This window comes from Brevundimonas sp. T2-11, assembly GCF_055397675.1.
In genome coordinates, this window is the sequence record NZ_AP027920.1 from 2,417,541 (window position 1) to 2,442,389 (window position 24,849).

General features: G+C 67.8%; 28 protein-coding genes and 1 other RNA gene. 21 read left to right on the forward strand and 8 right to left on the reverse strand.

Features of this window, described 5'->3' with window-relative positions:
- The first annotated feature begins 2 nt into the window (after nucleotides 1-2).
- The 3 genes from ACZ5XO_RS11795 to ACZ5XO_RS11805 all read left to right on the forward strand — a co-directional run bounded on the left by ACZ5XO_RS11795 (nucleotide 3) and on the right by ACZ5XO_RS11805 (nucleotide 2,094).
- Nucleotides 3-506 (forward strand): DNA-deoxyinosine glycosylase, encoded by a 504-nt coding sequence (locus ACZ5XO_RS11795; protein ID WP_464162534.1) that lies wholly within the window; start codon nucleotides 3-5, stop codon nucleotides 504-506.
- Between the two features lie 12 nt (nucleotides 507-518).
- A complete protein-coding gene (gene purU, locus ACZ5XO_RS11800; RefSeq protein WP_464162535.1) occupies nucleotides 519-1,358 on the forward strand; it encodes a formyltetrahydrofolate deformylase in 840 nt (279 codons plus the stop codon).
- A gap of 109 nt (nucleotides 1,359-1,467) precedes the next feature.
- Nucleotides 1,468-2,094 carry a fasciclin domain-containing protein gene (locus tag ACZ5XO_RS11805; protein WP_464162536.1) on the forward strand — a complete coding sequence of 209 codons (627 nt, stop codon included), beginning with the start codon at nucleotides 1,468-1,470 and terminating at the stop codon, nucleotides 2,092-2,094.
- Nucleotides 2,095-2,173: 79 nt separating this feature from the next.
- Here the strand turns inward: ACZ5XO_RS11805 and ACZ5XO_RS11810 are convergent, their stop codons facing one another.
- A complete protein-coding gene (locus tag ACZ5XO_RS11810; protein WP_464162537.1) occupies nucleotides 2,174-2,497 on the reverse strand; it encodes a DUF1476 domain-containing protein in 324 nt (107 codons plus the stop codon).
- 273 nt (nucleotides 2,498-2,770) lie between these two features.
- Here ACZ5XO_RS11810 and purC point away from each other — a divergent pair, with 273 nt between their 5' ends.
- Both purC and purS read left to right on the forward strand, forming a co-directional pair.
- Nucleotides 2,771-3,529, forward strand: coding sequence for a phosphoribosylaminoimidazolesuccinocarboxamide synthase (gene purC / locus ACZ5XO_RS11815; RefSeq protein ID WP_464162538.1), 759 nt, complete (start codon nucleotides 2,771-2,773; stop codon nucleotides 3,527-3,529).
- Nucleotides 3,529-3,768 (forward strand): phosphoribosylformylglycinamidine synthase subunit PurS, encoded by a 240-nt coding sequence (purS, locus tag ACZ5XO_RS11820; protein ID WP_292032802.1) that lies wholly within the window; start codon nucleotides 3,529-3,531, stop codon nucleotides 3,766-3,768. The genes purC and purS overlap by 1 nt, the downstream gene beginning before the upstream one ends.
- 184 nt (nucleotides 3,769-3,952) lie before the next feature.
- Here purS and ACZ5XO_RS11825 read toward each other — a convergent pair whose 3' ends face one another.
- Complete coding sequence (locus ACZ5XO_RS11825) at nucleotides 3,953-5,122, reverse strand: class I SAM-dependent methyltransferase (protein ID WP_464162539.1); 1,170 nt, start codon at nucleotides 5,120-5,122, stop codon at nucleotides 3,953-3,955.
- Between the two features lie 115 nt (nucleotides 5,123-5,237).
- On the opposite strand from ACZ5XO_RS11825, the gene ACZ5XO_RS11830 reads away from it, so the two are divergent.
- The 4 genes from ACZ5XO_RS11830 to purQ all read left to right on the forward strand — a co-directional run bounded on the left by ACZ5XO_RS11830 (nucleotide 5,238) and on the right by purQ (nucleotide 8,181).
- Nucleotides 5,238-5,708 (forward strand): YbhB/YbcL family Raf kinase inhibitor-like protein, encoded by a 471-nt coding sequence (locus tag ACZ5XO_RS11830; protein WP_464162540.1) that lies wholly within the window; start codon nucleotides 5,238-5,240, stop codon nucleotides 5,706-5,708.
- Nucleotides 5,705-6,130: a hypothetical protein gene (locus tag ACZ5XO_RS11835; RefSeq protein WP_464162541.1), complete on the forward strand. Its 426-nt coding sequence runs from the start codon at nucleotides 5,705-5,707 to the stop codon at nucleotides 6,128-6,130. Before ACZ5XO_RS11830 ends, ACZ5XO_RS11835 begins: the two co-directional genes overlap by 4 nt.
- A 110-nt stretch (nucleotides 6,131-6,240) precedes the next feature.
- Nucleotides 6,241-7,485 carry an MFS transporter gene (locus tag ACZ5XO_RS11840; RefSeq protein WP_464162542.1) on the forward strand — a complete coding sequence of 415 codons (1,245 nt, stop codon included), beginning with the start codon at nucleotides 6,241-6,243 and terminating at the stop codon, nucleotides 7,483-7,485.
- A 33-nt stretch (nucleotides 7,486-7,518) separates the two neighbouring features.
- Nucleotides 7,519-8,181: a phosphoribosylformylglycinamidine synthase subunit PurQ gene (gene purQ / locus ACZ5XO_RS11845; RefSeq protein ID WP_464162543.1), complete on the forward strand. Its 663-nt coding sequence runs from the start codon at nucleotides 7,519-7,521 to the stop codon at nucleotides 8,179-8,181.
- A gap of 12 nt (nucleotides 8,182-8,193) precedes the next feature.
- Here purQ and ACZ5XO_RS11850 read toward each other — a convergent pair whose 3' ends face one another.
- A complete protein-coding gene (locus ACZ5XO_RS11850) occupies nucleotides 8,194-8,430 on the reverse strand; it encodes a hypothetical protein (protein WP_464162544.1) in 237 nt (78 codons plus the stop codon).
- A gap of 116 nt (nucleotides 8,431-8,546) precedes the next feature.
- Here ACZ5XO_RS11850 and ACZ5XO_RS11855 point away from each other — a divergent pair, with 116 nt between their 5' ends.
- The 4 genes from ACZ5XO_RS11855 (at nucleotide 8,547) to ACZ5XO_RS11870 (ending at nucleotide 13,427) form a co-directional block, all read left to right on the forward strand.
- Complete coding sequence (locus ACZ5XO_RS11855; RefSeq protein ID WP_464162545.1) at nucleotides 8,547-9,344, forward strand: hypothetical protein; 798 nt, start codon at nucleotides 8,547-8,549, stop codon at nucleotides 9,342-9,344.
- Between the two features lie 46 nt (nucleotides 9,345-9,390).
- Nucleotides 9,391-11,601 carry a phosphoribosylformylglycinamidine synthase subunit PurL gene (gene purL / locus ACZ5XO_RS11860; RefSeq protein WP_464162546.1) on the forward strand — a complete coding sequence of 737 codons (2,211 nt, stop codon included), beginning with the start codon at nucleotides 9,391-9,393 and terminating at the stop codon, nucleotides 11,599-11,601.
- Entirely contained in the window at nucleotides 11,601-11,966 is a 366-nt protein-coding gene (locus ACZ5XO_RS11865) for an indole-3-glycerol-phosphate synthase (protein ID WP_464162547.1), read from the forward strand. The genes purL and ACZ5XO_RS11865 overlap by 1 nt, the downstream gene beginning before the upstream one ends.
- Before the next feature lie 66 nt (nucleotides 11,967-12,032).
- Entirely contained in the window at nucleotides 12,033-13,427 is a 1,395-nt protein-coding gene (locus ACZ5XO_RS11870; RefSeq protein WP_464162548.1) for a cytochrome P450, read from the forward strand.
- On the opposite strand, the gene ACZ5XO_RS11875 is transcribed toward ACZ5XO_RS11870, so the two are convergent.
- The 5 genes from ACZ5XO_RS11875 to ACZ5XO_RS11895 all read right to left on the reverse strand — a co-directional run bounded on the left by ACZ5XO_RS11875 (nucleotide 13,424) and on the right by ACZ5XO_RS11895 (nucleotide 15,959).
- The gene (locus ACZ5XO_RS11875; RefSeq protein ID WP_464162549.1) at nucleotides 13,424-14,245 is read right to left on the reverse strand and encodes a TIGR00282 family metallophosphoesterase; all 822 of its coding nucleotides are present in this window, start codon (nucleotides 14,243-14,245) and stop codon (nucleotides 13,424-13,426) included. The two genes, ACZ5XO_RS11870 and ACZ5XO_RS11875, sit on opposite strands and share 4 nt — an antisense overlap.
- Nucleotides 14,242-14,787, reverse strand: coding sequence for a 5-formyltetrahydrofolate cyclo-ligase (locus ACZ5XO_RS11880; protein WP_464162550.1), 546 nt, complete (start codon nucleotides 14,785-14,787; stop codon nucleotides 14,242-14,244). The genes ACZ5XO_RS11875 and ACZ5XO_RS11880 overlap by 4 nt, the downstream gene beginning before the upstream one ends.
- A gap of 207 nt (nucleotides 14,788-14,994) precedes the next feature.
- Nucleotides 14,995-15,155, reverse strand: a non-coding RNA gene (ssrS, locus tag ACZ5XO_RS11885) — 6S RNA.
- Nucleotides 15,156-15,363: 208 nt separating this feature from the next.
- Nucleotides 15,364-15,702: a cell division protein ZapA gene (locus ACZ5XO_RS11890; RefSeq protein ID WP_464162551.1), complete on the reverse strand. Its 339-nt coding sequence runs from the start codon at nucleotides 15,700-15,702 to the stop codon at nucleotides 15,364-15,366.
- Nucleotides 15,702-15,959, reverse strand: coding sequence for a hypothetical protein (locus ACZ5XO_RS11895; protein WP_105563939.1), 258 nt, complete (start codon nucleotides 15,957-15,959; stop codon nucleotides 15,702-15,704). Before ACZ5XO_RS11895 ends, ACZ5XO_RS11890 begins: the two co-directional genes overlap by 1 nt.
- A gap of 144 nt (nucleotides 15,960-16,103) precedes the next feature.
- On the opposite strand from ACZ5XO_RS11895, the gene tkt reads away from it, so the two are divergent.
- The 8 genes from tkt (at nucleotide 16,104) to ACZ5XO_RS11935 (ending at nucleotide 24,805) form a co-directional block, all read left to right on the forward strand.
- The gene (gene tkt / locus ACZ5XO_RS11900) at nucleotides 16,104-18,053 is read left to right on the forward strand and encodes a transketolase (RefSeq protein WP_464164917.1); all 1,950 of its coding nucleotides are present in this window, start codon (nucleotides 16,104-16,106) and stop codon (nucleotides 18,051-18,053) included.
- A 5-nt stretch (nucleotides 18,054-18,058) separates the two neighbouring features.
- Entirely contained in the window at nucleotides 18,059-18,919 is an 861-nt protein-coding gene (locus ACZ5XO_RS11905) for an alpha/beta hydrolase (protein WP_464162552.1), read from the forward strand.
- A complete protein-coding gene (locus ACZ5XO_RS11910; RefSeq protein ID WP_464162553.1) occupies nucleotides 18,916-19,308 on the forward strand; it encodes a VOC family protein in 393 nt (130 codons plus the stop codon). The genes ACZ5XO_RS11905 and ACZ5XO_RS11910 overlap by 4 nt, the downstream gene beginning before the upstream one ends.
- A 4-nt stretch (nucleotides 19,309-19,312) precedes the next feature.
- Entirely contained in the window at nucleotides 19,313-20,506 is a 1,194-nt protein-coding gene (purT, locus tag ACZ5XO_RS11915) for a formate-dependent phosphoribosylglycinamide formyltransferase (protein WP_464162554.1), read from the forward strand.
- Between the two features lie 339 nt (nucleotides 20,507-20,845).
- Nucleotides 20,846-22,933: a carbon starvation CstA family protein gene (locus tag ACZ5XO_RS11920; RefSeq protein WP_464162555.1), complete on the forward strand. Its 2,088-nt coding sequence runs from the start codon at nucleotides 20,846-20,848 to the stop codon at nucleotides 22,931-22,933.
- Nucleotides 22,926-23,183 (forward strand): YbdD/YjiX family protein, encoded by a 258-nt coding sequence (locus tag ACZ5XO_RS11925; protein ID WP_464162556.1) that lies wholly within the window; start codon nucleotides 22,926-22,928, stop codon nucleotides 23,181-23,183. The genes ACZ5XO_RS11920 and ACZ5XO_RS11925 overlap by 8 nt, the downstream gene beginning before the upstream one ends.
- Nucleotides 23,184-23,363: 180 nt before the next feature.
- Nucleotides 23,364-24,371 carry a type I glyceraldehyde-3-phosphate dehydrogenase gene (gene gap / locus ACZ5XO_RS11930; RefSeq protein WP_207822693.1) on the forward strand — a complete coding sequence of 336 codons (1,008 nt, stop codon included), beginning with the start codon at nucleotides 23,364-23,366 and terminating at the stop codon, nucleotides 24,369-24,371.
- A gap of 167 nt (nucleotides 24,372-24,538) precedes the next feature.
- Nucleotides 24,539-24,805, forward strand: coding sequence for an endonuclease domain-containing protein (locus ACZ5XO_RS11935; protein WP_464162557.1), 267 nt, complete (start codon nucleotides 24,539-24,541; stop codon nucleotides 24,803-24,805).
- Nucleotides 24,806-24,849 lie beyond the last annotated feature (44 nt).

Below are 24,849 nucleotides of genomic sequence, written 5' to 3' on the forward strand. Positions count from 1 at the left end.
CCTTGTCCCTGGTCGGGCGTTCGGTCGGCTTCGCGCCTGTCGTCGACGCCCGCACCCGCATCCTGATCCTGGGCAGCCTGCCCGGCGACGCCTCGCTGAAGGCGGCCCAGTATTACGCCCATCCGCGCAACGGCTTCTGGCCGCTGATGGGCGGCCTGCTGGGCGAGGCCCTTCCCGCGCTTGCCTATGAAGATCGCCTGGATCGTCTGAAGGCGCGCGGCGTCGGCCTGTGGGACGTGATCGCCTCGGCGGAGCGCTCAGGCAGCCTGGATGCGGCCATCCGCTCGCCCGAGGCCGCCGACCTGCACAGTCTGGCGGCAAGCCTGCCGGAACTGCGCGCCGTCGCCTTCAACGGCGGACTGGCGGCGAAGATGGGGCGACGCATACTGGCCGGTCTGGGCGGCGTCGCCCTGCTCGATCTGCCGTCCTCCAGCCCCGCGCACGCAATATCCTTGTCGGCAAAGGCTGAAAGCTGGGCCATACTGAGCGACTTCCTTCCCGCTTAAGTCGACCGCTCGATGATTCTGACCCTTTCCTGCCCTGACCGTCACGGCATCGTGGCGGCCGTCTCCGCCTTCCTGCTGGAGCGGGACGCCAACATCTCGGACGCCCAGCAGTTCGGCGACGCCCTGAGCGGCTACTTCTTCATGCGGGTGGTGTTCGAGCCGGCCGAGGGAGACGCCGAGGCCGCCATTCGCAACGGCTTCGCCTCGCTGGCCCGACGCTTCGAGATGGACTGGACCCTGCGCGGGCCCGAGCCGCGCAAGGTGATGATCCTGACCTCACGCTTCGATCACTGCCTGGCGGACCTGCTGTATCGCTGGCGGATCGACGAACTGCCCATGCAGGTGACGGCCGTCGTCTCCAACCATCCGCGCGACATGATCGGCCACGTCGATCTGGGCGACCTGCCCTTCCACCACCTGCCGATGAGCGGCGACAAGGCGGCGCAGGAGACCCAGTTGCTGGCCCTGATCGAGGCGACCGGGACCGAGCTGGTGGTGCTGGCGCGCTACATGCAAATCCTGTCGGACGATCTGGCCGCGCGGCTGACGGGGCGCTGCATCAACATCCACCACTCCTTCCTGCCGGGCTTCAAGGGCGCCAAGCCCTATCATCAGGCCCACGCGCGCGGCGTGAAGGTGATCGGCGCCACGGCCCACTACGTCACCGCCGACCTGGACGAAGGCCCCATCATCGAACAGGACGTGGAGCGCATCAGCCATCGCGACGCCCCCGCCGACCTGATCCGCAAGGGCCGCGACATCGAGCGCCGGGTGCTGGCCCGCGCCGTGTCGCACCACCTGAACGACCGCATCCTCATGCACGGAGGCAAGACGGTCGTCTTCGCGGACTGACGCCAGCCGATCACACGCCGCGCCGGAAAATTTGAACCATTTGCCCTGCTCGCCCGTAGTTCTCCCCGACCCCGCCGCCCCGTCGGGCGGCCGTCGATGGAGAGACGCCATGAAGATGATCCGTACCGCCGCCCTCGCCACCGCATCCGCCGCCGCTTTGCTGACGCTCGCCGCCTGCGGCAACAATGAAACCAAGGTCGAGAAGGCGCCCGCCGACGCCATGCCGGCCGAGCCCATGACGCCTGCGGCCACCGAGCCCATGGTCGGCGGCGTCGCCATGAACCCGGCCGACAACATCGTCACCAACGCCGCCAAGGCGCCGAACCTGACCACCCTGGTCAGCGCGCTTCAGACAGCCGGCCTGGCGGAACGCCTGCAGGGCGCCGGCCCCTTCACCGTCTTCGCCCCAGACAACGCCGCCTTCGAGAAGATCCCCGCCGCCACGCGCGAGGGCCTGATGCAGCCGGCCCAGAAGGCGGCGCTGACCAAGATCCTGACCTATCATGTGGTGCCCGGCCGCCTGACCGCCGCCGACATCGCCGCCCAGGCCCAGGCCAACGGCGGAACCGCCACCCTGACGACGGTTCAGGGCGAGAAACTGGCGATCAAGGACGCCGGCGGCGGCAAGTGGACCATCACCGACGCCAAGGGCGGAACCTCGACCATCACCCAGGCCGACGTCGGCCAGTCGAACGGCGTGGTCCACGTCATCGACACGGTGCTGATGCCGAAATAATCGCTTCAGAACAGAAGAAGGGCCGCGACCTTGCCGGTCGCGGCCCTTCCTTCTGAATTCGGTCGGTTGGAACCGAGGCCTATTCGCCGGCGCGAATCTGGTCGCGAGCGATGGAGGCCAGTTCGTCCATCTTGGAACGCAGTTCGCCTTCCGAGACCGTCAGACCCGAAGCCTTGAAGTCGCCGGCGATCTTGCGGAACACGTCTTCCTCGCCCGGCTGTTCGAAATCGGCGCGGACCACGGCGGCGGCGTATTGCTCGGCGCTGTCAGCCGACAGCTCCATCTTCTCGGCCGCCCACAGGCCCAACATCTTGTTGCGACGCGCGATGGCCTTGAACTCTTGTTCCTGATCGAGGGCGAACTTGGTCTCGTAGCCCTTTTCCCGATCGTCGAAGGTCGTCATGCGCGTCGTAACTCCAGTCGCGGACGGAAAGTAGGGCCCGCATCGCCGTCTATAGCCCCCTCGCGGGCGAACGCAACCAGACTCGCGGTCGCGCCCCTGACGCTAGGTTACAGGAGGATATTTGTGTCACAGACGCCCTTCGGTTAAAGGGCGTGCGGTCTTATATAGCCGCCGTCGATTCAGGATCGCGCCGCCCCCGGTTGACCTTTGGGCCAGGGCCGCGCGTTTTTCGTTTTGAGGCTGTCCGTTTCCTTCCCGTTCGGGACCCGATTGATGAACACCAAGCGCAAGAAGCTCTACGAGGGCAAGGCCAAGATCCTGTACGAGGGGCCTGAGCCGGGCACGCTGATCCAGTACTTCAAGGACGACGCGACCGCCTTCAACGCGCAGAAGAAGGCGACCCTGGAAGGCAAGGGCGTCATCAACAACCGCATCAGCGAATTCATCATGTCGCGCCTGAACTCGATCGGCGTGACCAACCACTTCATCAAGCGCCTGAACCTGCGCGAGCAGCTGATCCGCGAAGTCGAGATCATTCCGCTGGAAGTCGTCTGCCGCAACGTCGTCGCCGGCTCGCTGGCCCAGCGCCTGGGCCAGGAAGAAGGCACGGCCCTGCCCCGTTCGATCATCGAATTCTACTACAAGAAGGATGAGCTGAACGACCCGATGGTGACGGAAGAGCACATCACCGCCTTCAACTGGGCCACCACCCAGGAGCTGGACGACATCCTGGCCATGACGGTCCGCGTGAACGACTACCTGTGCGGCATGTTCGGCGCCGTCGGCATCACCCTGGTGGACTTCAAGATCGAGTTCGGCCGGGTGTGGGAGAACGACTTCGCCCGCGTCATCCTGGCCGACGAGATCAGCCCGGACAGCTGCCGTCTGTGGGACTCGACCACCGGCGAGAAGCTGGACAAGGACCGCTTCCGTCGCGACCTGGGCGACGTGATCGAAAGCTACACCGAGGTGGCCCGCCGCCTCGGCATCATGAAGGACATGCCGACCGTGATCCAAGGGGGACTGCACTAATGGCCAAGGTTAAGGTTCACGTCTTCCTCAAGCCCGGCGTCCTGGACGTTCAGGGCAAGGCCGTCGAGGGCGCCCTGCAAGGTCTCGGCTGGGCCGGCGTCGCCAACGCCCGCGTCGGCAAGCTGATCGAGTTCGACCTCGACGACAGCCTGTCCGACAAGGAGGCCGAGGTGAAGCGCATGTGCGACACCCTGCTGGCCAATACGGTCATCGAAAGCTACCGGATCGAAGTCGCCTGAAGGCAATGACGGTTCAGACGATCAAGGCCGCTCGCAAGAGCGGCCTTTTTCTTTTCCTCCCCATGCAATGGGGAGGTGGCGCGGAGGCGCAGCCGACGTGACGGAGGGGCGGCTTGGTTCCACTGTCGCAAGCCCCTCCACCGCTACGCGGTCCCCCTCCCCATTTCATGGGGAGGAAAGCCGTTTACCCGCACAGATAATCCCGGCTTAACGGGACCGCCGTCTGCTTCTTCGTCAGCTGCAACTGGAAGACCATGTGGCCCAGTTCGCGGAAGGCGACCTCGCTGGCGGCGAGATAGAACTCCCACATTCGACAAAAGCGTTCGTCATACATGGCCAGCGCCTCGTCGCGCCGGGCCAGGAACCGCTCGCGCCAATGCCGCAAGGTCTCGGCGTAGTGCAGGCGCAGCACCTCCATGTCCGTAACCCAAAGCCCCGATCGTTCGATGGCGGGCAAGACCTCCGACAGGGCCGGAATATAGCCGCCGGGGAAGATGTACTTGCGGATGAAGGGTTGGGTGCGGCTGGGCGGCGACTTGCGGCCGATAGAGTGAATCACCGCCACGCCGTCGTCATCCAGCAGGCGGGCGACGGTGTCGAAATACTCCTGATAGTTCGGCACGCCGACGTGCTCGAACATGCCGACCGAGATGATGCGGTCGAAGGTCTGGTTCAGGTCGCGATAGTCCTGGATCCGGAAATCCGCCCGGTCCGTGACCCCCAGAGCCGCCGCGCGTTCATTGGCTGTTCGGTGCTGTTCGGTGGACAGGGTGACGCCCGTCACCCGCGCCCCCCGCTCGACCATCGACAGACCCAGTCCGCCCCAGCCGGCGCCGATGTCCAGGGCGGTGTGTCCCGGCTCCAGAAGCAGCTTGTCGATCAGGCGGCGCTTCTTGGCGACCTGGGCCTGCTCCAGGCTCGCGTCCGGCGTCTCAAAGAAGGCGCAGGAATACTGCAGGTCCGGATCCAGGAACAGGCGATAGAAGTCGACGGTCAGGTCATAGTGATGATGGACGTTGCTGCGCGCGTGCAGCCGGTCATTGGCCTGCTCCGCGCCGCGCCTGATCTTCTGCATCCAGCTCAGTCCGGGAGACCGCGGCCGCAAGGCCAGTTGTGACGTGGTCAGTTGCAGGAAGTCGTAGATCCGCCCGCCCTCGATCCGGAACGTCCCGTCCATGAAGGTTTCGCCCAGGGCCAGTTCGGGATTGGCGGCGATGGACAGGGCGGCTTTCGCCTCGGCGATCACCACCGTCAGTTCCGGCTCGCCCGGCCCCGCCGTCAGCTCTCGCCCGTCCGGCAGACGCACGCGAATGGAGCGTGTCAGATAAGTCCGGTCGAGAAGGGATTGCAGCATCCGGCTCTCCGCCCTTTGAACGTCGATCAAGCTTAGCTAGGAACAGACTGTCGCAGCGCAACGGTGTGGAGACCCGACCGTTCCGTTGGCGAACCAGATACAAGGGAGCGCCGTCATGACCTTCACCCTCACCTCCGCCGATTTCCGCGACGGCGACATCCTGCCCGACGCCCAGGTCATGGCGCACGGCAACACCGCGCCGCAGTTGTCCTGGTCCGGCGCGCCTGAGGGAACCAGAAGCTTCGCCATCACCTGCTATGACCCCGACGCCCCGACCGGCTCGGGCTTCTGGCACTGGACCGTCGCCAACATCCCCGCCGAGGTGACGGACCTGGCCGCCGGCGCCGCCCTGCCCGCCGGCGCGATCGAAGGCCGCACCGACTTCGGCGAGCCCGGATACGGCGGCGCCGCCCCGCCGGCCGGACACGGCCCGCACCGCTACATCTTCACCGTCTTCGCCGTGGATACGGACAGGCTGGACGTGACCGCGGACAATTCCGGCGCCGTCTTCGGCTTCAACCTGCACTTCCATACGCTGGCGAAGGCTTCGATCACCGCGACCTACGAGAACCGCGCAGGGCGATGACGGCGCCTCTGGATCACGCTCAACGTCTGGCGACGGTTCCCGAACTTTTCCGCCGCCTGATGGCCCAGCCGCTTCACCCGCTGACCCGGGCGCGCCTGCCCGCGCCCAGAGCGGTCTACGTCTTCTATCGCGAGAACGAGCCCGTCCACGTGGGCAGCCCGCCCCACCTTGAGGAAGGGATGCTGGCGCCGTCGCTGCGCCTGTCGCTGTCGGCGCGAATGCACAGGCCGGGCGGCGGCGGGGCGGCCCGCATCACGATCAGCGAAGTCCCGCCGCGATCCGGCCGCCGCAAGCCGATCGAGGCCCGCTGGCTGGCCCTGGACGATGATCAGGATCGTTTTCTGCTGGAGCTCTACGCCGCGCAGAGCCTGGGTCTCTCGGTCTCGCATCCCCGCGTCCGGGCCGAACTGATCAGCGCCTGATCCGACCCGCACACAAAGTGTGATGGATCGAACGTCTTCTCCGGGTTGAAGCGCGGGACTCCGCCCCTATTTTGCGACGCAGCGTAAGTTTTGTTGCATTGCGATAGTTCATGGCCCCCACCGACACCACCGCCTGTATCGACGACCGCGCCTGCGCGCCGTCGCCCGCGATGGAGACGGTCGCCGCGCCCGGCAAGGTGGCGCTGGTCCTTCTGGCCCTGGCCATGGGCGGCTTCGCCATCGGGGTCACCGAGTTCGCGGCCATGAGCGTCCTGCCCGACTTCGCAGCCGGTCTGGGCGTCGATGAACCCACCGCCGGTCACGTCATCAGCGCCTATGCCGCCGGGGTCGTGGTCGGGGCGCCGATCCTGGCCGTGCTGGGGGCGCGCCTGCCGCGCTGGCTGCTGCTGATTGGCTTCATGGCCCTGTTCGCGGTCGGCAATGCGCTCAGCGCCCTCGCGCCCACCTATGAGTGGATGCTGGCCTTCCGCTTCCTCAGCGGCATTCCGCACGGAGCCTATTTCGGCGTGGCGGCCCTGGTGGCGGCGTCGCTGGTGCCGCTGCGGCTAAGGACGCGCGCCGTCTCGACCATCCTGCTGGGCCTGACCGTGGCCACCGTCATCGGCGTGCCGATCGCCACCGCCGTCAGCCATGCCTTCGGCTGGCGCTGGACCTTCGCCATCGTCAGCGTCCTGGCCGTCGTCACCATGGCCCTGGTCGCCCTGTTCGCCCCGCGCGATCCGGCCCACGCCGACGCCAGTCCCCTGCGCGAGCTGGGCGCCCTGAAGCGCGGGCAGGTCTGGCTGACGCTCGGTGTCGGGGCCATCGGCTTCGGCGGCATGTTCGCGGTCTACGCCTATCTGGCCTCAACCCTGACCGCCGTGACCGGCGTGGGGCCCGAGGTCCTGCCCTGGGTCTTCGCCATGTTCGGCCTGGGCATGATGAGCGGCAATCTGCTGGGGGCCTGGGCCGCCGACCGTTACGGCATGACGGCGGCGGGCGGCCTGCTGCTGTGGAGCGCCGCGGCCCTGGCCCTCTATCCCTTCGCGGCCCCGCACCTGTGGGCCATGCTGATCGTGGTCTTCCTGATCGGCGGCGGCGGCGGGCTGGGCTCCATCCTGCAGACCCGGCTGATGGATGTGGCCGGCGACGCGCAGACGTTGGCCGCCGCCTTGAACCACTCGGCCTTCAACACCGCCAACGCCATCGGCCCCCTGCTGGGCGGCATGGCCGTGGCGGCGGGCTGGGGCTGGACCTCGACCGGCTGGGTCGGCGTGGCGCTGTCGCTGGGCGGTTTCGCGGTCTGGGTGGTCGCCTGGATGACCGGGCGCAAGACGGGTCAAAGCCACGCCTGACATCCCGAACAATTGATGCTAGGAGGCCCGGCCATGAGCGCAGCCGTCATCGTCTTCCCGGGTTCCAACTGCGACCGCGACTGCAAGGTCGCCGTCGAACGTTCCACTGGCGAACAGGTCCAGATGATCTGGCACGCCGAGACCGAGCTGCCGAAAGGCCTCGATCTGATCGTCCTGCCGGGCGGCTTCTCCTACGGCGACTATCTGCGCTGCGGGGCCATGGCGGCCCAGGCCCCGATCATGCAGGCGGTCAAGAAGGCCGCCGATGACGGCGTCACCGTGGTCGGCATCTGCAACGGCTTCCAGGTCCTGTGCGAGGCCGGGATGCTGCCGGGCGCCCTGCTGCGCAACGCCGGTCTGAAATACGTCTGCAAGCCGATCAGCCTGACGGTCGCCAACGGCCAGACCCGCTTCACCTCGGGCTATCAGGGCCAGCGCGAAGTGGTCATGACCCAGGGCAACGGCGACGGAAACTACTTCGCCGACGCCGAGACCCTGGCCCGTCTCGAGGGCGAGGGCCAGGTGGTCTTCCGCTACGTCGACAACCCCAACGGCTCGGTCGCCGACATCGCCGGCATCCAGAACGCGCGCGGCAATGTCCTGGGCATGATGCCCCACCCCGACCGCGCCTTTGAAGCCGAGCTGGGCAGCGCCGACGGCGCCGTCCTGTTCCAGAGCATCTACGCGGCGGCCTAAGCCCTTCAGCGGCTAGGTCTTGCGGTCCAGAACGCTGGCGCTGCGGCCCATTTCGTCGACTTCGATCTCGGGCTCCACCGGTTCGCCGTCTTCATCCAGCGGACGCTCCAGCGTGCCCGCCGCGCCGGATTCGCCTATGGCGGCCAGTTCACGGGCGCCGACGCCCAGGCCCTGTTCCAGGGCGCGGTTGGTTTCCACCTCGTCGGTGTCGAGGGCCGGATCTTCCGGCAGGTCGTCAGGGTCGGCCATGGCGGTCTCCTCGTTGAGCCTTTCCTGACCTAAGCGAGGTTCCGCCTTCACGGTTCCGGTGAACCAAACCGACGCCCGGCGCGTAAGTAAGGCGAAGCTGAGCCGGAGCCGCCGCCATGTCCGCCATCGAACGCCCCACGCCCCGTCAACAGACCCGTCGCCTGGCGGTCCTGGCGGCCGCCGTCTTCGCCGTCGTGGTCCCTGTGGTTCAGAATCTGGGCGGGTTCGGCCTGTCCCAGGCCGAGTTCGCGGCGGAGGGGAACCAGACCCTTCAGGTCGCGGGCTACGCCTTTTCCATCTGGGGCCTGCTGTATCTGGGTCTGCTGATCTACGCCGGGCGCCAGGGCCTGCCGCAGACGGGCGAGAGCGTGCTGATCCACCGCATGGGCTGGCCCTCGGTCGTGGCCCTGTTCGGCATCGGCATGTGGATCATCGCCGCCGCCCTGAACCTCAAGGCGGCCAGCGTGGTCATCATCTTCGCCTCGCTTCTGGCTCTGCTGGTCCCCTTGCTGGTCAGCGGAAAGACCATCCGCACGACCGGCGTGGCGGATCGCGACCGCTGGTTCCTGATCTGGCCGCTGGCGGCGCTGGCGGGTTGGCTGACCATCGCCGCCCCGCTGAACCTGATCACCACGGCGACCGCCTTCGACGCCCTGCCCGCCTTTGCCTCGCCCACCGCCTGGGCCATGGCGGCGATCGTGGTCGTGGTTCTGGTGGCGATCGAGGTCACCCTCTACCTGCGCACCATGGCCTACTCCCTGCCCATCGCCTGGGGCCTGGTCGGGGCCTTCGTGGCGGAACAGGAGTGCAATCCGCTGCTGGGCTTCACCGCCCTGGGCGCCGCCTTCGTGCTGGTCGTGGCCGCCGTCATCCTGGTCTTCGGCCTGAAACGCGGTGTTGAGCGCCGCCGATAACCAGACGGGCTGACAGGAGGCTCAGACCCGGCTAGAAGCCCCGCCCATGAGCGCTCCGCAAAAGACCATCGCAGAATTGGCCGCTGAATACGGTCTGGCTCCGAACGAGTATGAGGTCCTGCTGGACCGGCTGGGCCGGGAGCCCAACCAGGTCGAGCTGGGCGTCTTCTCGGTCATGTGGTCCGAGCACTGCTCCTACAAGTCCTCCAAGAAGCAGCTGATGAAGTTCCCCGTCACGGGCGAGCGCGTCATCTGCGGCCCGGGCGAGAACGCCGGGGTCATCGACATCGACGACGGCGACGCCTGCATCTTCAAGATGGAGAGCCATAACCACCCCTCCTACATCGAGCCCTATCAGGGCGCGGCGACGGGCGTGGGCGGCATCATGCGCGACGTCTTCACCATGGGCGCCCGCCCGGTGGCCCTGCTGAACGCCCTGCGCTTCGGCGATCCGTCGCACGAGAAGTCGAAGCGCCTGGTCAAGGGCGTGGTCGCTGGTATCGGCGGCTACGGCAACTGCGTCGGCGTGCCGACGGTCGCGGGCGAGACCAACTTCCACAAGGGCTACAACGGCAACATCCTGGTCAACGCCATGTGCGTGGGCCTGGCACGGGCCGACGAGATCTACTACTCGGCCGCGCCGCAGGCGGGCCATGACGTGGTCTACTTCGGCTCCAAGACGGGCCGCGACGGCATCCACGGCGCCACCATGTCCTCGACCGAGTTCACCGAGGATTCGGAAGAGAAGCGCCCCACCGTCCAGGTCGGCGACCCCTTCGCCGAGAAGCTGCTGATCGAAGCCACGCTGGAGCTGATGGCCTCGGGCGCCGTGGCAGCCATTCAGGACATGGGGGCGGCCGGCCTGACCTCTTCATCGGTCGAAATGGCCGGCAAGGGCGGCGTCGGCGTCGAGCTGGACCTCGACAAGGTGCCCCAGCGCGAAACCGGCATGACCGCCTATGAGATGATGCTGTCGGAAAGCCAGGAGCGGATGCTGGCCGTCCTGAAGCCCGGCTTCGAGGATGTCGGCTATCGCATCTTCACCAAGTGGGGCCTGGACTTCGCCATCATCGGCAAGACGACCGACACCGGCCATCTGGTGCTGAAGCATCACGGCGAGGTGGTCTGCGACGTGCCGCTGGCCCCGCTGTTCGACGACGCGCCGCTGTATGACCGTCCGTGGGTCCAGCCGGAACTGCAGCCGCGTCTCGACCCGGCCGAGGTTCCCGCCCCGGAAAGCTGGAACGACGCGGTGATCAAGGTCATCGCCTGCCCCGACATGGCGTCCAAGCGCTGGATCTGGGAACAGTACGACCGCCACGTCATGGCCGACACCCTTCAGGACTCCTCGACCGGCGCCGACGCCGGCGTGGTCCGGGTCCACGGCACGGACAAGGGCCTGGCCGTCACCAGCGACTGCACCCCGCGCTATGTCCAGGCCGACCCCTATGAAGGCGGCAAGCAGGCGGTTGCGGAAGCGTGGCGCAACCTGACCGCCGTGGGCTCGCGTCCCATCGCCATCACCGACAACCTCAACTTCGGCAACCCGCAGCGCCCCGAGATCATGGGCCAGATCGTCCGCGCCACCGATGGCATGGCCGAGGCCTGCCGCGAACTGGACTTCCCCGTCGTCTCGGGCAACGTCAGCCTCTACAACGAGACCAACGGCGTCGCCATTCCGCCGACCCCGACGGTCGGCGCGGTCGGTCTGCTGACCAACTATGACGTCGTGACCGGCTTCGGCGGCGTGGTCGAGGGCGACGTGCTGGTTCTGATCGGCCAGACGCACGGCGAACTGGGTTCCTCGATCTATCTGCGCGAGGTTCTGGGCCGCGAAGACGGCGCTCCGCCGCCGGTGGATCTGAAGCTGGAACGCAAGACCGGCGACTTCGTGCGCGGCCTGATCGAAACCGGCGAACTGACGGTCGTCCACGACCTGTCGGACGGCGGTCTGGTCGGCGCCGCCGCCGACCTGGCCCTGGCCTCGGACGTCGGCATCGAGCTGAACGCCTCCAGCGCCGCCCACGCCCACGGCTTCCTGTTCGGCGAAGACCAGGCCCGCTATCTGGTCGCCGTTTCGGACGCCGAGGCCCTGATCGCCAAGACGCATGAGGCCGGTCTGCACGCCTCGGTCGTCGGCGTCGCCAAGGGCGCGGACTTCGCCTCCTCGGGTCCGAAGGGCGAGCTGTACCGCATCCCTGTCGCCCACCTGCGCGAAATCCACGAAGGCTGGATGCCGAACTGGATCGAGGGCTGATGCGCCAGCGCGCCGCCATTGTCGTAGTCTGCAGCGCGGCCTTGCTGGCCGCCTGCGACTTCGAAGGCGGCGACCCGGTCCAGCACGCCCTGCGCGACGCGGCGGCCGCCCGGCAGGCCGCGGCGCTGAAGACCACCGAGGAAGAGGCGGCGTCACGGCCCTCCGCCGAGGCGGGCGAGGAACTGGCGCGCCTGATCGCCGCCCGTCGTCAGGCGGTCGAAGACACCCGCGCCCTCCTGGCTACGACCACGGATCCGGCCCTGAAAGGTCAGCTGACGGCCGATCTGCGCGCTGACGAAGGCCGCTTGCGCGCGCTGGAAGCCCGGCAAGCCGCGATGGCGCGGGACGCAGCGACTTCGCAATAGGGGCAAGGCCCTTTCTTTTGACAATATCGTCAATAACTATGGAGCGAACCTGAGAAGGAGCGTTCCATGACCGACGCCGCCGCCTCGACCTTTCGTCCCTGGACACCGCCGCGCCGGACGGAAAGGCTCAGCCTGCTGCCCTTCCTGTGGCAGAGCTGGCGTGATCCTCTGGCCATATGGGGCGAGGCCCATTTCAAGGAGTTGTACATCTCGGGCCAGTCGCCGCTGGGCCGATCCCTGGTGATCAGCGATCCGGCGGGCGTGCGCCATGTCCTGACCGACAACGCCGCCAACTACGTAAAGGGCGACCTGCAAAGGCGGGTTCTGGGCCCCATGCTGGCCGACGGTCTGCTGCTGACCGAGGGCGAGCAGTGGCGACGGGCGCGGCGGATCATGGCCCCCCTCTTCACCCCCGCCCACACTGCGCGCACCGCCGAAGTCATGGACCGGGTCTGTCGGCGCCGCGTCGAGAGCTGGCGGCTGGAACACGGCGCGCGGGTGCTGAACATCGACAGCGAAATGAGCGGCCTGACCTTCGACATCCTGTCGGCGACCCTGTTCTCGGACGATCTGGACGGCGACGCGGCGGGGTTCGAGAAGGCGCTGAACCACTTCCTGTCGGTCGGGGCGCGGATCAGCCCGCTGGACGCGCTGAAGGCGCCGGACTGGATTCCCCGTCTGGGCCGCGTCGCCTCAAACGGCGACGCCCGCTTCTTCAAGGAGAGGGTCGACGCCCTGGTGGCCCGTCGGCGCGCCCGGATCGAACAGGACGGGGACGCGCCTGACGACCTGCTGACCGCCCTGCTCAGCGCCCGTGACGACGAAGGCGACGGCTCGGGCCTTTCGGACCACGAGGTCGCGTCCAACATCCTGACCTTCATCCTGGCCGGGCATGAGACGACGGCCCGGACCCTGGGCTGGACCCTGCATCTGATCAGCCGCGACAAACGGGTGGCCGACATCCTGAAGGCGGAAGCCGACGGCTGGGACCGCGACCCTTCGGGCGTGCGCGACCTGGTCTGGCACCGGGCGGTGATCGAGGAGGCCATGCGCCTGTTCCCCCCCGCCCCGGCCATGATCCGGCAAGCGCTGGAGGACGACGTGATCGGCGGTCATGAGGTCAAGGCGGGCCAGAGCGTGCTGATCGCGCCCTGGGTCATCCATCGGCATGAAAAGCTGTGGGACGAACCCGACGCCTTCCGCCCCGAACGCTTCCTGCCCGAGAACCGCAAGTCCATCGACCGCTACGCCTGGCTGCCTTTCAGCGGCGGCCCGCGCATCTGCATCGGCGCCGCCTTCGCCATGCAGGAGGCCGTGATCGCCCTGACGGAAATCCTCAAGGCCGCCGAGGTCGAGGCCGTCACGCCGATAGAGCCACGCCCCGTGCATCAGGTGACCTTGCGCAGCAGTCGAACCATGCGGCTGCGGCTGCGGGCGCGGCGCGATCAGCCCGCCGCCTAGACCTGGGGGATGGCCTGGCTCAGGCGCCCGCCGACGCGGATGGCCTCGACGCGCTTGGCAAGGCCGGTACGGTCGTCCGTCTCGACGAAGACGCCGCAGATGGTGGCCGGACCGCTGGCGGGGGTGTAGCGCCCGCCCGACAGACGGGTGGTGAAGCGGCGCAGCGGCTCCTCCTTGTCATTGCCGATGACGGAGTCGTAGTCGCAGCAACCGCCAGCGTCGGTCTGATAGGCCGTGCCGTGGGGCAGGATCTGCGCATCGGCGGTCGGAACGTGGGTGTGGGTGCCGACCACCAGGCTGGCGCGGCCGTCGCAGAAGTGGCCCATGCCCATCTTCTCGCTGGTCGCCTCGGCGTGCATATCGACGATGACGGCGTCGGCGACGACGCCTAGCGGCGCCGCCTCCAGCTCGCGCTCGACGGCGCTGAATGGGTCGTCCATCGGGTCCATGTGGACGCGACCGAGCACGTTGATCACCAGCACCCGGCGACCGTCGGCGGTGACGAAGACGTCGGCGCCCCGTCCCGGCGCGTCCATCAGGCGCGGATAGTTGGCGGGGCGGATCAGGCGCGGCTCGCGCACGATATAGGTCAGGGCCTCGCGCTGGTCCCAGCTATGGTTGCCCAGGGTCAGGACGTCAGCCCCGGCGTTGAAGATGTCGTTGGCCGTGTTCTCGGTGATGCCGAAACCGCCCGCCGCGTTCTCGGCGTTGACCACCACGAAGTCGAGCCTGAGGTCGCGCCTCAGCCCCGGAAGATGATCCGCCAAACCATCGCGCCCGGACTTGCCGACCACGTCACCGAAAAACGCCAATCTCATGGGACCGCTCTATAGCCGGTCTCGGTCAAAACGCCATGCAGGCGGATATCGTGCGGCTCCAGATCGAGCCGATCGACCACCTGCCCGGCATAGGCGAAGCCGACACGCAGCGCGTCCGGCAGGACGGCGAAGGTCCGGTCGTAATAGCCCCCGCCCTGCCCCAGCCGCCCGCCGTGGGCGTCGAAGGCCAGCAGGGGCGTCAGGATCAGGTCAGGCGTCACGGTCTCGGCCAGCGGCAGGGGCGCGGGGCAGCCGGCCGCGTCCAGCTCCAGCGGCTCGCCCGGCGCCCAGGCGCGAAAGATCATGGCCGCGTCGCGCTCGATGACCACCGGCAGGCACAGGCGACGCCCCGCCTGATGCAGAGCGACGGCCAGGGCGTCCGTGTCCAGCTCCGACCCCATGGCGCGATAGAGGGCGACGGTCTGCCCCGAAGGCAGGGCCTCGGCGTGACCGGCCGCGCGCTCGGCGGCTTCATTGTCGACCTCGGCCAGCCGCTTGCGCAGGGCGCGCATGGCGGCGCGGAGTTCGTGTTTGGAGGTCATGGGACTTCTCTACACCAGCCCGCCCGTCTTTCCTCCCCACTTGTGGGGAGGGGGACCGCGTAGCGGTGGAGGGGCTTCCATTGCGGAAACGGCCCCTCCGTCTCGGACGCTGGCGCGACCGATCCACCTCCCCACAAAGTGGGGAGGAGAAACGCGCTCAAGCAGCGAGCCCCCGCGCGGCGAGCGATAGCGCAAAAAAGATGGGGTGGCGGCGCCGCGTGAACCGTGAAGACGGTTTAAATCCTCTCGACCTGGGTAGCCAGGTGGGCTCCGTATGCCCAAGCCCTCGAGCCCGGACAGGGACAGATCCCTATGAGTGAATTAAGGTCAGAAGGATATGTTGTCTTCGACGTGAGCCGCAGCAGGACCCGCCGTCGGACAAGATAGGCGGTCCGGGGCGTTTCAACAATGGCGAACGCTCACCCTTTCCTCCCCACCTTGTGGGGAGGGGGACCGCGTAGCGGTGGAGGGGGCGGCACAAACGTCAGCCGTGGAGTCGTCCCCTCCGTCTCGTCGGCTACGCCGCCGATCCACCTCCCCATTCGCTCCGCGAACAGGGAGGAAAGATCAGAGTCGTCAGATCGTCTGGCAGATCTTCTCGATGCGCGCCGCCACCGCGTTCAGCGCCTCGGCCACGCCGTCGCCCGGCGGAGGCGGGGGGGCCTTTTTCGGGCCGTCCTCGACCGCCGGCCCCTGCCCGCTTTCCAGCCGCTGACGCGCCTCGTGCAGTTCATCGGCCAGCATCAGGGAGGCCATCAGGAACAGGCGCAGGTCGCCGACATGGCCGACGTCCCCGGCGATCTGGCGCACATGGGTGTCGAATTGGCGGGCCAGAATACGGACGCGCTCTTCCTGACCGTCGGCGCAGCCCACCGCATAGGAACGGCCGTTGACCTCTACCGTGACGGTCGCCATCAGCGCGCCTCCTGCTCGGCCAGAACCTCGCGCACGGCCTCGGCCGCGCGGCCCAGGGCCTCGGCGGCGTCGCGACCGGCGGCTTCCAGTTCGGTGATCCGCACCAGGTCGGCGGCGTTCGACGGTCGCGGCGCGAACAGGTCGTCGTCGGTGATGGCGGGGGCGGTGGCCGGACGCGCTTTCAGCTCCAGCACCCTGCGTTCCAGCAGGGCCAGGGCCTTGTCGATGCGTGTCTTTGCGGCCGTAACGGCGTCCATTGGGGTCCTTTCGTCCAGATTCCGTATAGAACCTGTGCGCGCGTCGGGGTAAAGGCGGCGCGCCCCCGCTTTATCCTGTTCCTGAGGAAAGGTCTCGCCGTGACCGACGCCCAAGCTGCATTCGCCAAGCCTTCGCCCAAGCAGATGGCCGACGCCATCCGCGTCCTGTCCATGGACGGCGTTGAAAAGGCCAAGAGCGGCCACCCCGGCATGCCCATGGGCATGGCCGACGTCGCCACCGTCCTCTACTCGAAATTCCTGAAGTTTGACGCCAGCCGCCCCGACTGGGCCGACCGCGACCGCTTCATCCTGTCGGCGGGCCACGGCTCGATGCTGATCTACAGCCTGCTGCACCTGACCGGCTACAAGGACGCGACGCGCGAACAGCTGGAAAACTTCCGTCAGTGGGGCTTCAAGACCGCCGGCCACCCGGAGTACGGCCACATGGCCGGGATCGAGACCACGACCGGCCCCCTGGGTCAGGGTCTGGCCACCTCGGTCGGTTTCGCCCTGGCTGAGCGCCATCTGGCCGCTCGCTTCGGCAAGGATCTGGTGGATCACCGGACCTGGGTCGTCGCCGGCGACGGCTGCCTGATGGAAGGCGTGTCGCAGGAGGCCATTGCGCTTGCCGGCCGCCTGAAGCTGAACAAGCTGTGCGTGCTGTGGGACGACAACGAGATCACCATCGACGGCAAGGTGTCGCTGTCGGACGCCACCGATCAGCTGGCCCGCTTCAAGGCCTCGGGCTGGGCGGTCAAGGCCATCGACGGCCACGACTACAAGCAGATCCAGAAGGCCCTGGCCTGGGCGACCAAGCAGGACAAGCCGACGCTGATCGCCTGCAAGACCAAGATCGGCAAGGGCGCCGCCACCATGGAGGGCAGCCACAAGACCCACGGCGCCGCCCTGGGCGCCACCGAGATCGCCGCCACCCGTCAGGCCCTGCACTGGCCGTTCGAGCCGTTCGAACTGCCCGAAGGCGTGCAGAAGGCCTGGGCCAAGGTCGGCAAGCAGGGCGGCAAGGCCCGCAAGGCCTGGGAAGGCCGTCTGCTGAATCACGCCCAGCGCGACGACTTCACCCGCGCCATGGCCGGCGACCTGCCCACCGGCGCCTTCGAGGCGCTTGAAGCCAAGCTGAAGTCGCTGGTCGTCGACAAGCCCGCCCTGGCCACGCGCCAGTCCTCGGGCGAGGCGCTGGAGACGGTGTTCAACGCCATCCCCGAAATGGTCGGCGGTTCGGCCGACCTGACCGGCTCGAACAACACCTTCGTCAAGAACACCCAGATCCTGGATGCGCCGGACTATGCCGGTCGTTACCTGAACTACGGCATCCGCGAGTTCGGCATGGCCGCGGCGATGAACGGCCTGGCCCTGCACGGCGGGGTCATCCCCTACGGCGGCACCTTCATGGCGTTCGCGGACTACAGCCGTCCGGCCATCCGTCTGGGCGCCCTGATGGGCGTGCGGGCGATCCACGTCCTGACGCACGACAGCATCGGCCTGGGCGAAGACGGCCCGACGCACCAGCCGGTCGAGCATCTGGCCGCCCTGCGCGCCATCCCCAACCTGCTGACCATGCGCCCCGCCGACACGGTCGAGGCGCTGGAATGCTGGCAGGTCGCCCTGCAGAACAAGACCACGCCGACCGCCATGTGCCTGTCGCGTCAGAAGACCCCGGCCGTGCGCGTCACCGACGCGGGCGAGAACCTGTCCCGCAAGGGCGCCTATGAGCTGAAGGCCGCCAACGGCGAGGCGAAAGTCACCCTGTTCGGCACCGGCACCGAGGTCGCCCTGGCCCTGAAGGCTGCCGAGACGCTGGAGGCCGAAGGCGTGCCCACCCGCGTGGTGTCGGTCCCCTGCTTCGCCCTGTTCGAGCAGCAACCCAAGGCTTATCAGGACGCCGTCATCGGGCGCGGCACCGTCCGCGTCGCCGTTGAAGCCGCGATCAAGCAGGGCTGGGAACGCTTTATCGGCGAGGACGGCGGCTTCGTCGGCATGACCGGCTTCGGCGCCTCGGCCCCGGCCGAAATCCTCTACCGCGAGTTCGGCATCACCGCCGAGGCCGTGGTCGAAGCCGCCAAGGCCCGGCTGTAAGCCTCATGCGCCGCCTCGCCCTCGTCCTGAGCCTCGGCTTGTCGATGGCGGGCGGCGCAACCGCCCTCGCCGCCGCAGTCGAGGACGCGTCCGCCGTCGCCGAGACGCCCATCGTCATCGGCCGCTCCTACGCCCTGCCCTCGGCCATCATGGGCCAGGCGCGCCAGATCAATGTCTGGCTGCCGCACGGCTATACGGAAAGCGGCCAGACCTATCCGATCCTCTATGTGCTGGACGGCGGACAGGATCAGGATTTCCACCACATCTCGGGCATCGCCCAGTTGGGGACCGTCGTCGGCACGACGCGCGATGTGATCGTCGTGGGCATCGCCTCGGTCGACCGCCGCAACGAGCTGGCCCTGCCGACCGAGAACGCCGAGCTGATCGCCCGCTATCCGACGCAGGGGCAGTCCGACCGCTTCCGCCGTTTCGTGTCCGACGAGGTCATGCCCTTCATCGAAGGCCGCTTCCGCACCAGCGGCGAGACGGCCCTGATGGGCGAGTCCCTGGCCGGGCTGTTCGTGGTCGAGACCTTCCTGAAAGAGCCGCAGATGTTCGACGCCTATGTCGCCGTCAGCCCCAGCCTGTGGTGGGACGGCGGCCAGCTGGCGCGGCAGTCGGGGGCCCATCTGCGCGACCACTCCAACGACCCGCGCACCCTGATCCTGACGCTCGGCGACGAGGGCGAGGAGATGCAGGCGCCGATGGACGTCCTGACCGCCAACCTGCGTGATCACGCCCTGCCCGGCGTCAAATGGGACTTCACCTCGCGCCCGACCGAAAGCCACGCCAGCATCTATCACGGCGCCGCACTGGACGCCTTCCGCCGCCTCTATGCGGTGCCGGCGCCCGAGACCGCCCCATGAGCCACCTCGGCGCCGTCAGCCTGCTGGTCCGCGACTATGACGAGGCCATCGCCTTCTACGTCGGCAAGCTGGGCTTCGACCTCAGCGAAGACACAGACATGGGCGGCGGCAAACGCTGGGTCCGCGTCACGCCCAAAGGCGGCCAGACCTCGCTTCTATTGGCCCGCGCCGCGACGCCGGAACAGGTCGCACGGATCGGCGATCAGGCGGGCGGCCGCGTCTGGCTCTTCCTCCATACCGACGACCTGATGCGCGACCACGCCGCCTGGCTGGAGGCCGGCGTCGTCTTCCGCGAAACGCCCCGTCACGAAGCCTATGGCAAGGTGGTGGTCTTCGAAGACCTCTACGGCAATGCCTGGGACCTGATCGAACCCGCTACCGGAGCCTGACACCATGAAGATCGGCACGCCGCTTACCGACCACGCCACCCGCGTCATGCTGCTGGGCTCCGGCGAGCTGGGCAAGGAGGTGGCCATCGAGCTGCAACGCCTCGGCGCCGAGGTGATCGCGGTCGACCGCTACGCCAACGCCCCGGCCATGCAGGTGGCGCACCGCAGCCACGTCATCCCCATGACCGATCCTCAGGTGCTGAACGGCATCATCATGGCCGAGGCCCCGCACATCATCGTGCCGGAGATCGAGGCCATCGCCACCGACGTCCTGGCGGCCGTCGAGGCGGCGGGTCTGGCCCGCGTCATCCCCACTGCCCGCGCCACCCAGTTGACCATGAACCGCGAGGGCATCCGCCGTCTGGCCGCCGAGGAACTGGGCCTGCCGACCAGCCCCTACGCCTTCGCCGGTTCCGCCGAGGAACTGGCGGCGGGGGCCGAGGCCGTCGGCTTCCCCTGCTTCGTCAAGCCGGTGATGTCGTCCTCGGGCAAGGGTCAGTCCTATGTCGAGAGCGCCGATCAGGTCGCGGACGCCTGGGCCTATGCCGAGGCCTCGGGCCGGGTCGCAGGCGGCCGGGTCATCGTCGAGGGCAAGATCGACTTCGACTATGAGATCACCCTGCTGACCGTACGGTCTTTGCGTGACGGCGCGGTCCGCACGGACTTCTGCGCCCCCATAGGCCATCGCCAGCAGAAGGGCGACTATGTCGAAAGCTGGCAGCCGCAGATCATGAGCGAGGCCGCGCTGAAGGCGGCTCAGGACATCGCGGGCAAGGTGACGGACGCCCTGGGCGGGCTCGGCGTCTTCGGCGTTGAGCTGTTCGTCACTGGAGATCAGGTCTGGTTCTCGGAGGTTTCGCCACGCCCGCACGACACCGGACTGGTGACGCTTGCCACGCAAGTCATGAGCGAGTTCGCCCTGCACGCCCGCGCCATCCTCGGCCTGCCGGTGGACGTGACCCTGCGCGAGCCGGGCGCCAGCGCCGTCATCTACGGCGGGATGGAGGCCGAGGGCGTGGTCTATGAAGGCGTGGCCGAGGCCCTGTCGGTCCCGACCGCCGACCTGCGCCTGTTCGGCAAGCCCGAAGCCTTCGAGCGTCGCCGCATGGGCGTTGCCCTGGCGCGCGGCGCCGACACGGATCAGGCCCGCACGCGGGCGACCGAGGCGGCAGGCAAGGTGCGGGTGGTCGCTCCGTAATCCTTCTCCCTCTCCCGATGGGAGAGGGCTTGAGCCCCCAAGAGCGCAGCGATTGGTTGGGCGAAAGGGTGAGGGTTCGCGGGTGAAGTCGGCCGAAGGCCGTGGCTGATCGTCAACGCGACGGCTTACGCCGACGGGCAAGACAAGCCCCTCACCCTTTCGCTTGGCGGATCGCCTTCGGCTCTCCGAAGCTCAAGCCCTCTCCCGCCGGGAGAGGGTTGAGACCCCAGCCATGCTCGCGGCTACGCTTCTTCGACTTTTGTCGATTGGCGCCAAGCCCATAAAGGGTTCAGAAATGCCGAAAGGTCGCACCTAGTCGGCCCGGAGGACCGTTTCGCCATGGGCAAGCTCAAGACCGCGCTAATTTTTGGCGCCATCGCCATACTGGGGGCCATAGCCCTCGCCGTCATCGCCCTGCATCAGGGCGAGAGCATCAGCGCCGTATGGATCGTGGTGGCGGCGCTCTGCGTCTACGCCATCGCCTATCGTTTCTACGCCCGCTACCTGGCCGGAAAGGTCATGGGGCTGAACGCGCGCAGGCCGACGCCTGCCGTGCGGCACAACGACGGGCTGGACTATGTGCCCACGCCCCGCAACGTCCTGTTCGGCCACCATTTCGCGGCCATCGCAGGCGCGGGACCGCTGGTCGGGCCGGTGCTGGCGGCGCAGATGGGCTATCTGCCCGGCGTCTTGTGGATTCTCGTCGGCGCCGTTCTGGCGGGCGCGGTGCAGGACATGATGGTCCTGTTCATGTCCACCCGCCGCGACGGTCGCTCGCTGGGCGACATGGTCCGCACCGAGATGGGCCCCATCCCCGGCATCATCGCCCAGGTCGGCGTGCTGATGATCATGGTCATCATTCTGGCGGTTCTGGCCCTGGTCGTGGTCAAGGCCCTGGCTGAAAGCCCGTGGGGCACCTTCACGGTCGCCGCCACCATCCCCATCGCCATCTTCATGGGCCTCTATACCCGCTATCTGCGGCCCGGCCGCGTGGGCGAGGTCTCGGTCATCGGCGTGGTCCTGCTGATCCTGGCCATCATCGGCGGCGGTCACATCGCGGCCGATCCTTTCTGGGGCCCGGCCTTCACCCTGTCGGGCACGACCCTGGCCCTGGCCATGATGGCCTATGGCTTCATCGCCTCGGTCATTCCCGTCTGGCTGCTGCTGGCCCCGCGCGACTACCTGTCCACCTTCCTGAAGATCGGCGCCATCGTCGCCCTGGCCGTCGGCATCCTGATCGTGCGCCCGCACGTCCAGATGCCCGCCATCACCCCCTTCATCGACGGCACCGGCCCGGTCTTCTCCGGCGCCCTCTTCCCCTTCCTGTTCATCACCATTGCTTGTGGCGCAGTCTCGGGCTTCCACGCCCTGATCTCGTCCGGCACCACGCCCAAGCTGCTAGAGAACGAGAACCAGATCCCGCTGATCGGCTATGGCGCCATGCTGTGCGAAAGCTTCGTGGCGATCATGGCCCTGATCGCCGCCACCGTGCTGGATCCGGCCGTCTATTTCGCCATGAACAGCCCGGTCGCGGTGATCGGCGACAACGCCGCCTCGGCCGCCGCCGCCGTGGCCCAGTGGGGCTTCCACATCACGCCCGCTGAACTGGAGCAACTGGCCCGCGACGTGGGCGAACACTCCATCCTGTCGCGCGCGGGCGGCGCCCCGACCCTGGCGGTCGGCATGGCGCATATCCTGTCGGGCGTCATCGGCGGCAAGGCCATGATGGCCTTCTGGTACCACTTCGCCATCCTGTTCGAGGCCCTGTTCATCCTGACCACGGTCGACGCCGGCACCCGCGTCTGCCGCTTCATGATCCAGGACCTGCTGGGCGTGGCCGTGCCCAAGATGCGCGAGACCAAGTCCTGGACCGCCAACGTCGTGGCCACGGCTCTGACGGTCAGCCTGTGGGGCTACTTCCTCTACACCGGCGTGGTCGATCCGCTCGGAGGCATCAACAGCCTGTGGCCGCTGTTCGGCATCGCCAACCAGATGCTGGCCGCCGTCGCTCTGATTCTGGGCACCGTGGTTCTGTTCAAGATGAAGCGCGAGCGCTTCGCCTGGGCCACGGCGGTTCCCGCGGTCTGGCTGCTGATCTGCACCCTGACGGCGGGCTTCCAGAAGTTGCTGCACCCCGACGTCAAGATCGGCTTCCTGGCCCACGCCCGGAAGTATCAGGACGCCCTGACCGCCGGCGACATCCTGGCCCCGGCCAAGACGGCGGGCGACATGCACCGGATCATCATCAACGACTACGTCAACTCGGCCCTGACCGCGGGCTTCCTGTTCGTGGTCCTGACCATGGTGGTCTACGGCGTGCGCGCCTGCCTCAAGGCCCGGAAGATCAACCACCCGACCGTGGTCGAGCAACCCGCCGCCCACGAGCTGACGCTGGAGGACGAAGCCATGGACACGGCCCGTGCCTAGGCCCGCGCCCGCATCACCGGAGCCGGCTGGCGGCGCAGACCTGCTCTGCGTCTGTCGCGACACCCTGGTGCGGTGGGGCAAGGACGCCCGCCGCACCGCCAGCCTCATGGTCGGCCAGCCCGACTATGAGGTCTATGTCGCCCATGCCGAGGCGACCCACCCCGAGCAGCCGCCGCTGGACCGCACCGCCTTCTTCCGCCTGCACGAGGCGCGACGCTTCGGGGCCGGCGGCGCCTTCCGCTGCTGCTGAGACCCTGCGCCCGTCCCCGAGGCTGGCGGATTCGGGGAACCGTCCGACCTGAATCGGCTCTCGCCGCGCCCGGACGGTTACAGGCGATCACACCTTGTTACGGCGACGGGGTTGCAACCGCGCGCGCTCCGTCCCACTAAGGCCGCCGAACATCATCCGCCCTGCTCAGGAGACCTCCCCATGACCGTTCGCGTCGCCATCAACGGCTTCGGCCGCATCGGCCGCCTCGTGCTTCGCTCGATCGTCGAGCATGGCCGCAAGGACATCGAGGTCGTGGCGATCAACGACCTGGGTCCGGTCGAGACCAACGCCCACCTGCTGCGTTATGACTCGGTGCACGGCCGCTTCCCCGGCACCGTGACGAGCGGCGAAGACTGGATCGACGTCGGCACCGGCAAGATCAAGGTCACCGCCGAGCGCGACCCGGCCAACCTGCCGCACGCCGAACTGAAGGTGGACATCGCCTTCGAATGCACCGGCATCTTCACCTCCAAGGACAAGGCCTCGGCCCACCTGAAGGCCGGCGCCAAGCGCGTCCTGGTCTCGGCCCCCGCCGACAACGCCGACAAGACCATCGTCTTCAAGGTCAACCATGAGACCCTGACGGCCGACGACATCGTCGTGTCGAACGGCTCGTGCACCACCAACGCCCTGGCCCCGGTGGCCAAGGTGCTGAACGACCTGTTCGGCATCGAGCGCGGCTACATGACCACCATCCACGCCTACACAGGCGACCAGCCGACGCTGGATACGATGCACAAGGACCTGTACCGCGGCCGCGCCGCCGCCCTGTCCATGATCCCGACCTCGACCGGCGCCGCCAAGGCCCTGGGCCTGGTCCTGCCGGAACTGAAGGGCAAGCTGGACGGCTCGTCGATCCGCGTCCCGACCCCGAACGTCTCGGTCGTGGACCTGAAGGTCGTCGCCGCCCGCGACGTGACCGTCGAGGAAATCAACGCGGCCCTGCAAGCCGCCGCCGACGGCCCGATGAACGGCGTCCTGTTCACCACGACCGACCCGCTGGTCTCGTCGGACCTGAACCACATCGCCGCCTCGTCGACCGCCGCCCTGCCGCAGACCCAGGTCATCGACGGCAAGCTGGCCCGCGTCCTCAGCTGGTACGACAACGAGTGGGGCTTCGCGACCCGCATGGCCGACACCGCCCTGGTGATGGCCAAGTTCCTGTAAGACGAAACGCTGAGCCCTCTCCCGATGGGAGAGGGCTTGAGCGCCCAAGAGCCAAAGGCGATTGGCAGCGCGAAAGGGTGAGGGTCGGCGGCCATGACTGTGGAACGCACCGCCTTCGCCCGCACGCTTCGACAAGACGCCGGACTGGCCGAACAGCGCGTCTGGGCTTGCTGCGAGGTGGCCGGATCGACGGCCACAAGTTCCGCCGCCAGCATCCGATCAGCCGATATGTCGCGGATTTCGCCTGCGATCGTCTGAAACTGGTGATCGAGATCGACGGCGGCGTCCATGATCGGGACGAGGTCGTGACCAGCGATCACCTGAGGCAGACCGAGCTTGAAGCCCTAGGATGGACCATCTTCCGCTTCACCAACACTCAGGCGTTGAGCCAACCAGAACTCATCGCCGCCGCCATTCGCGCGCACGCAGCTTGATCACACCCTGACCACGGCTTACGCCGACTGATACGTTCGACCCT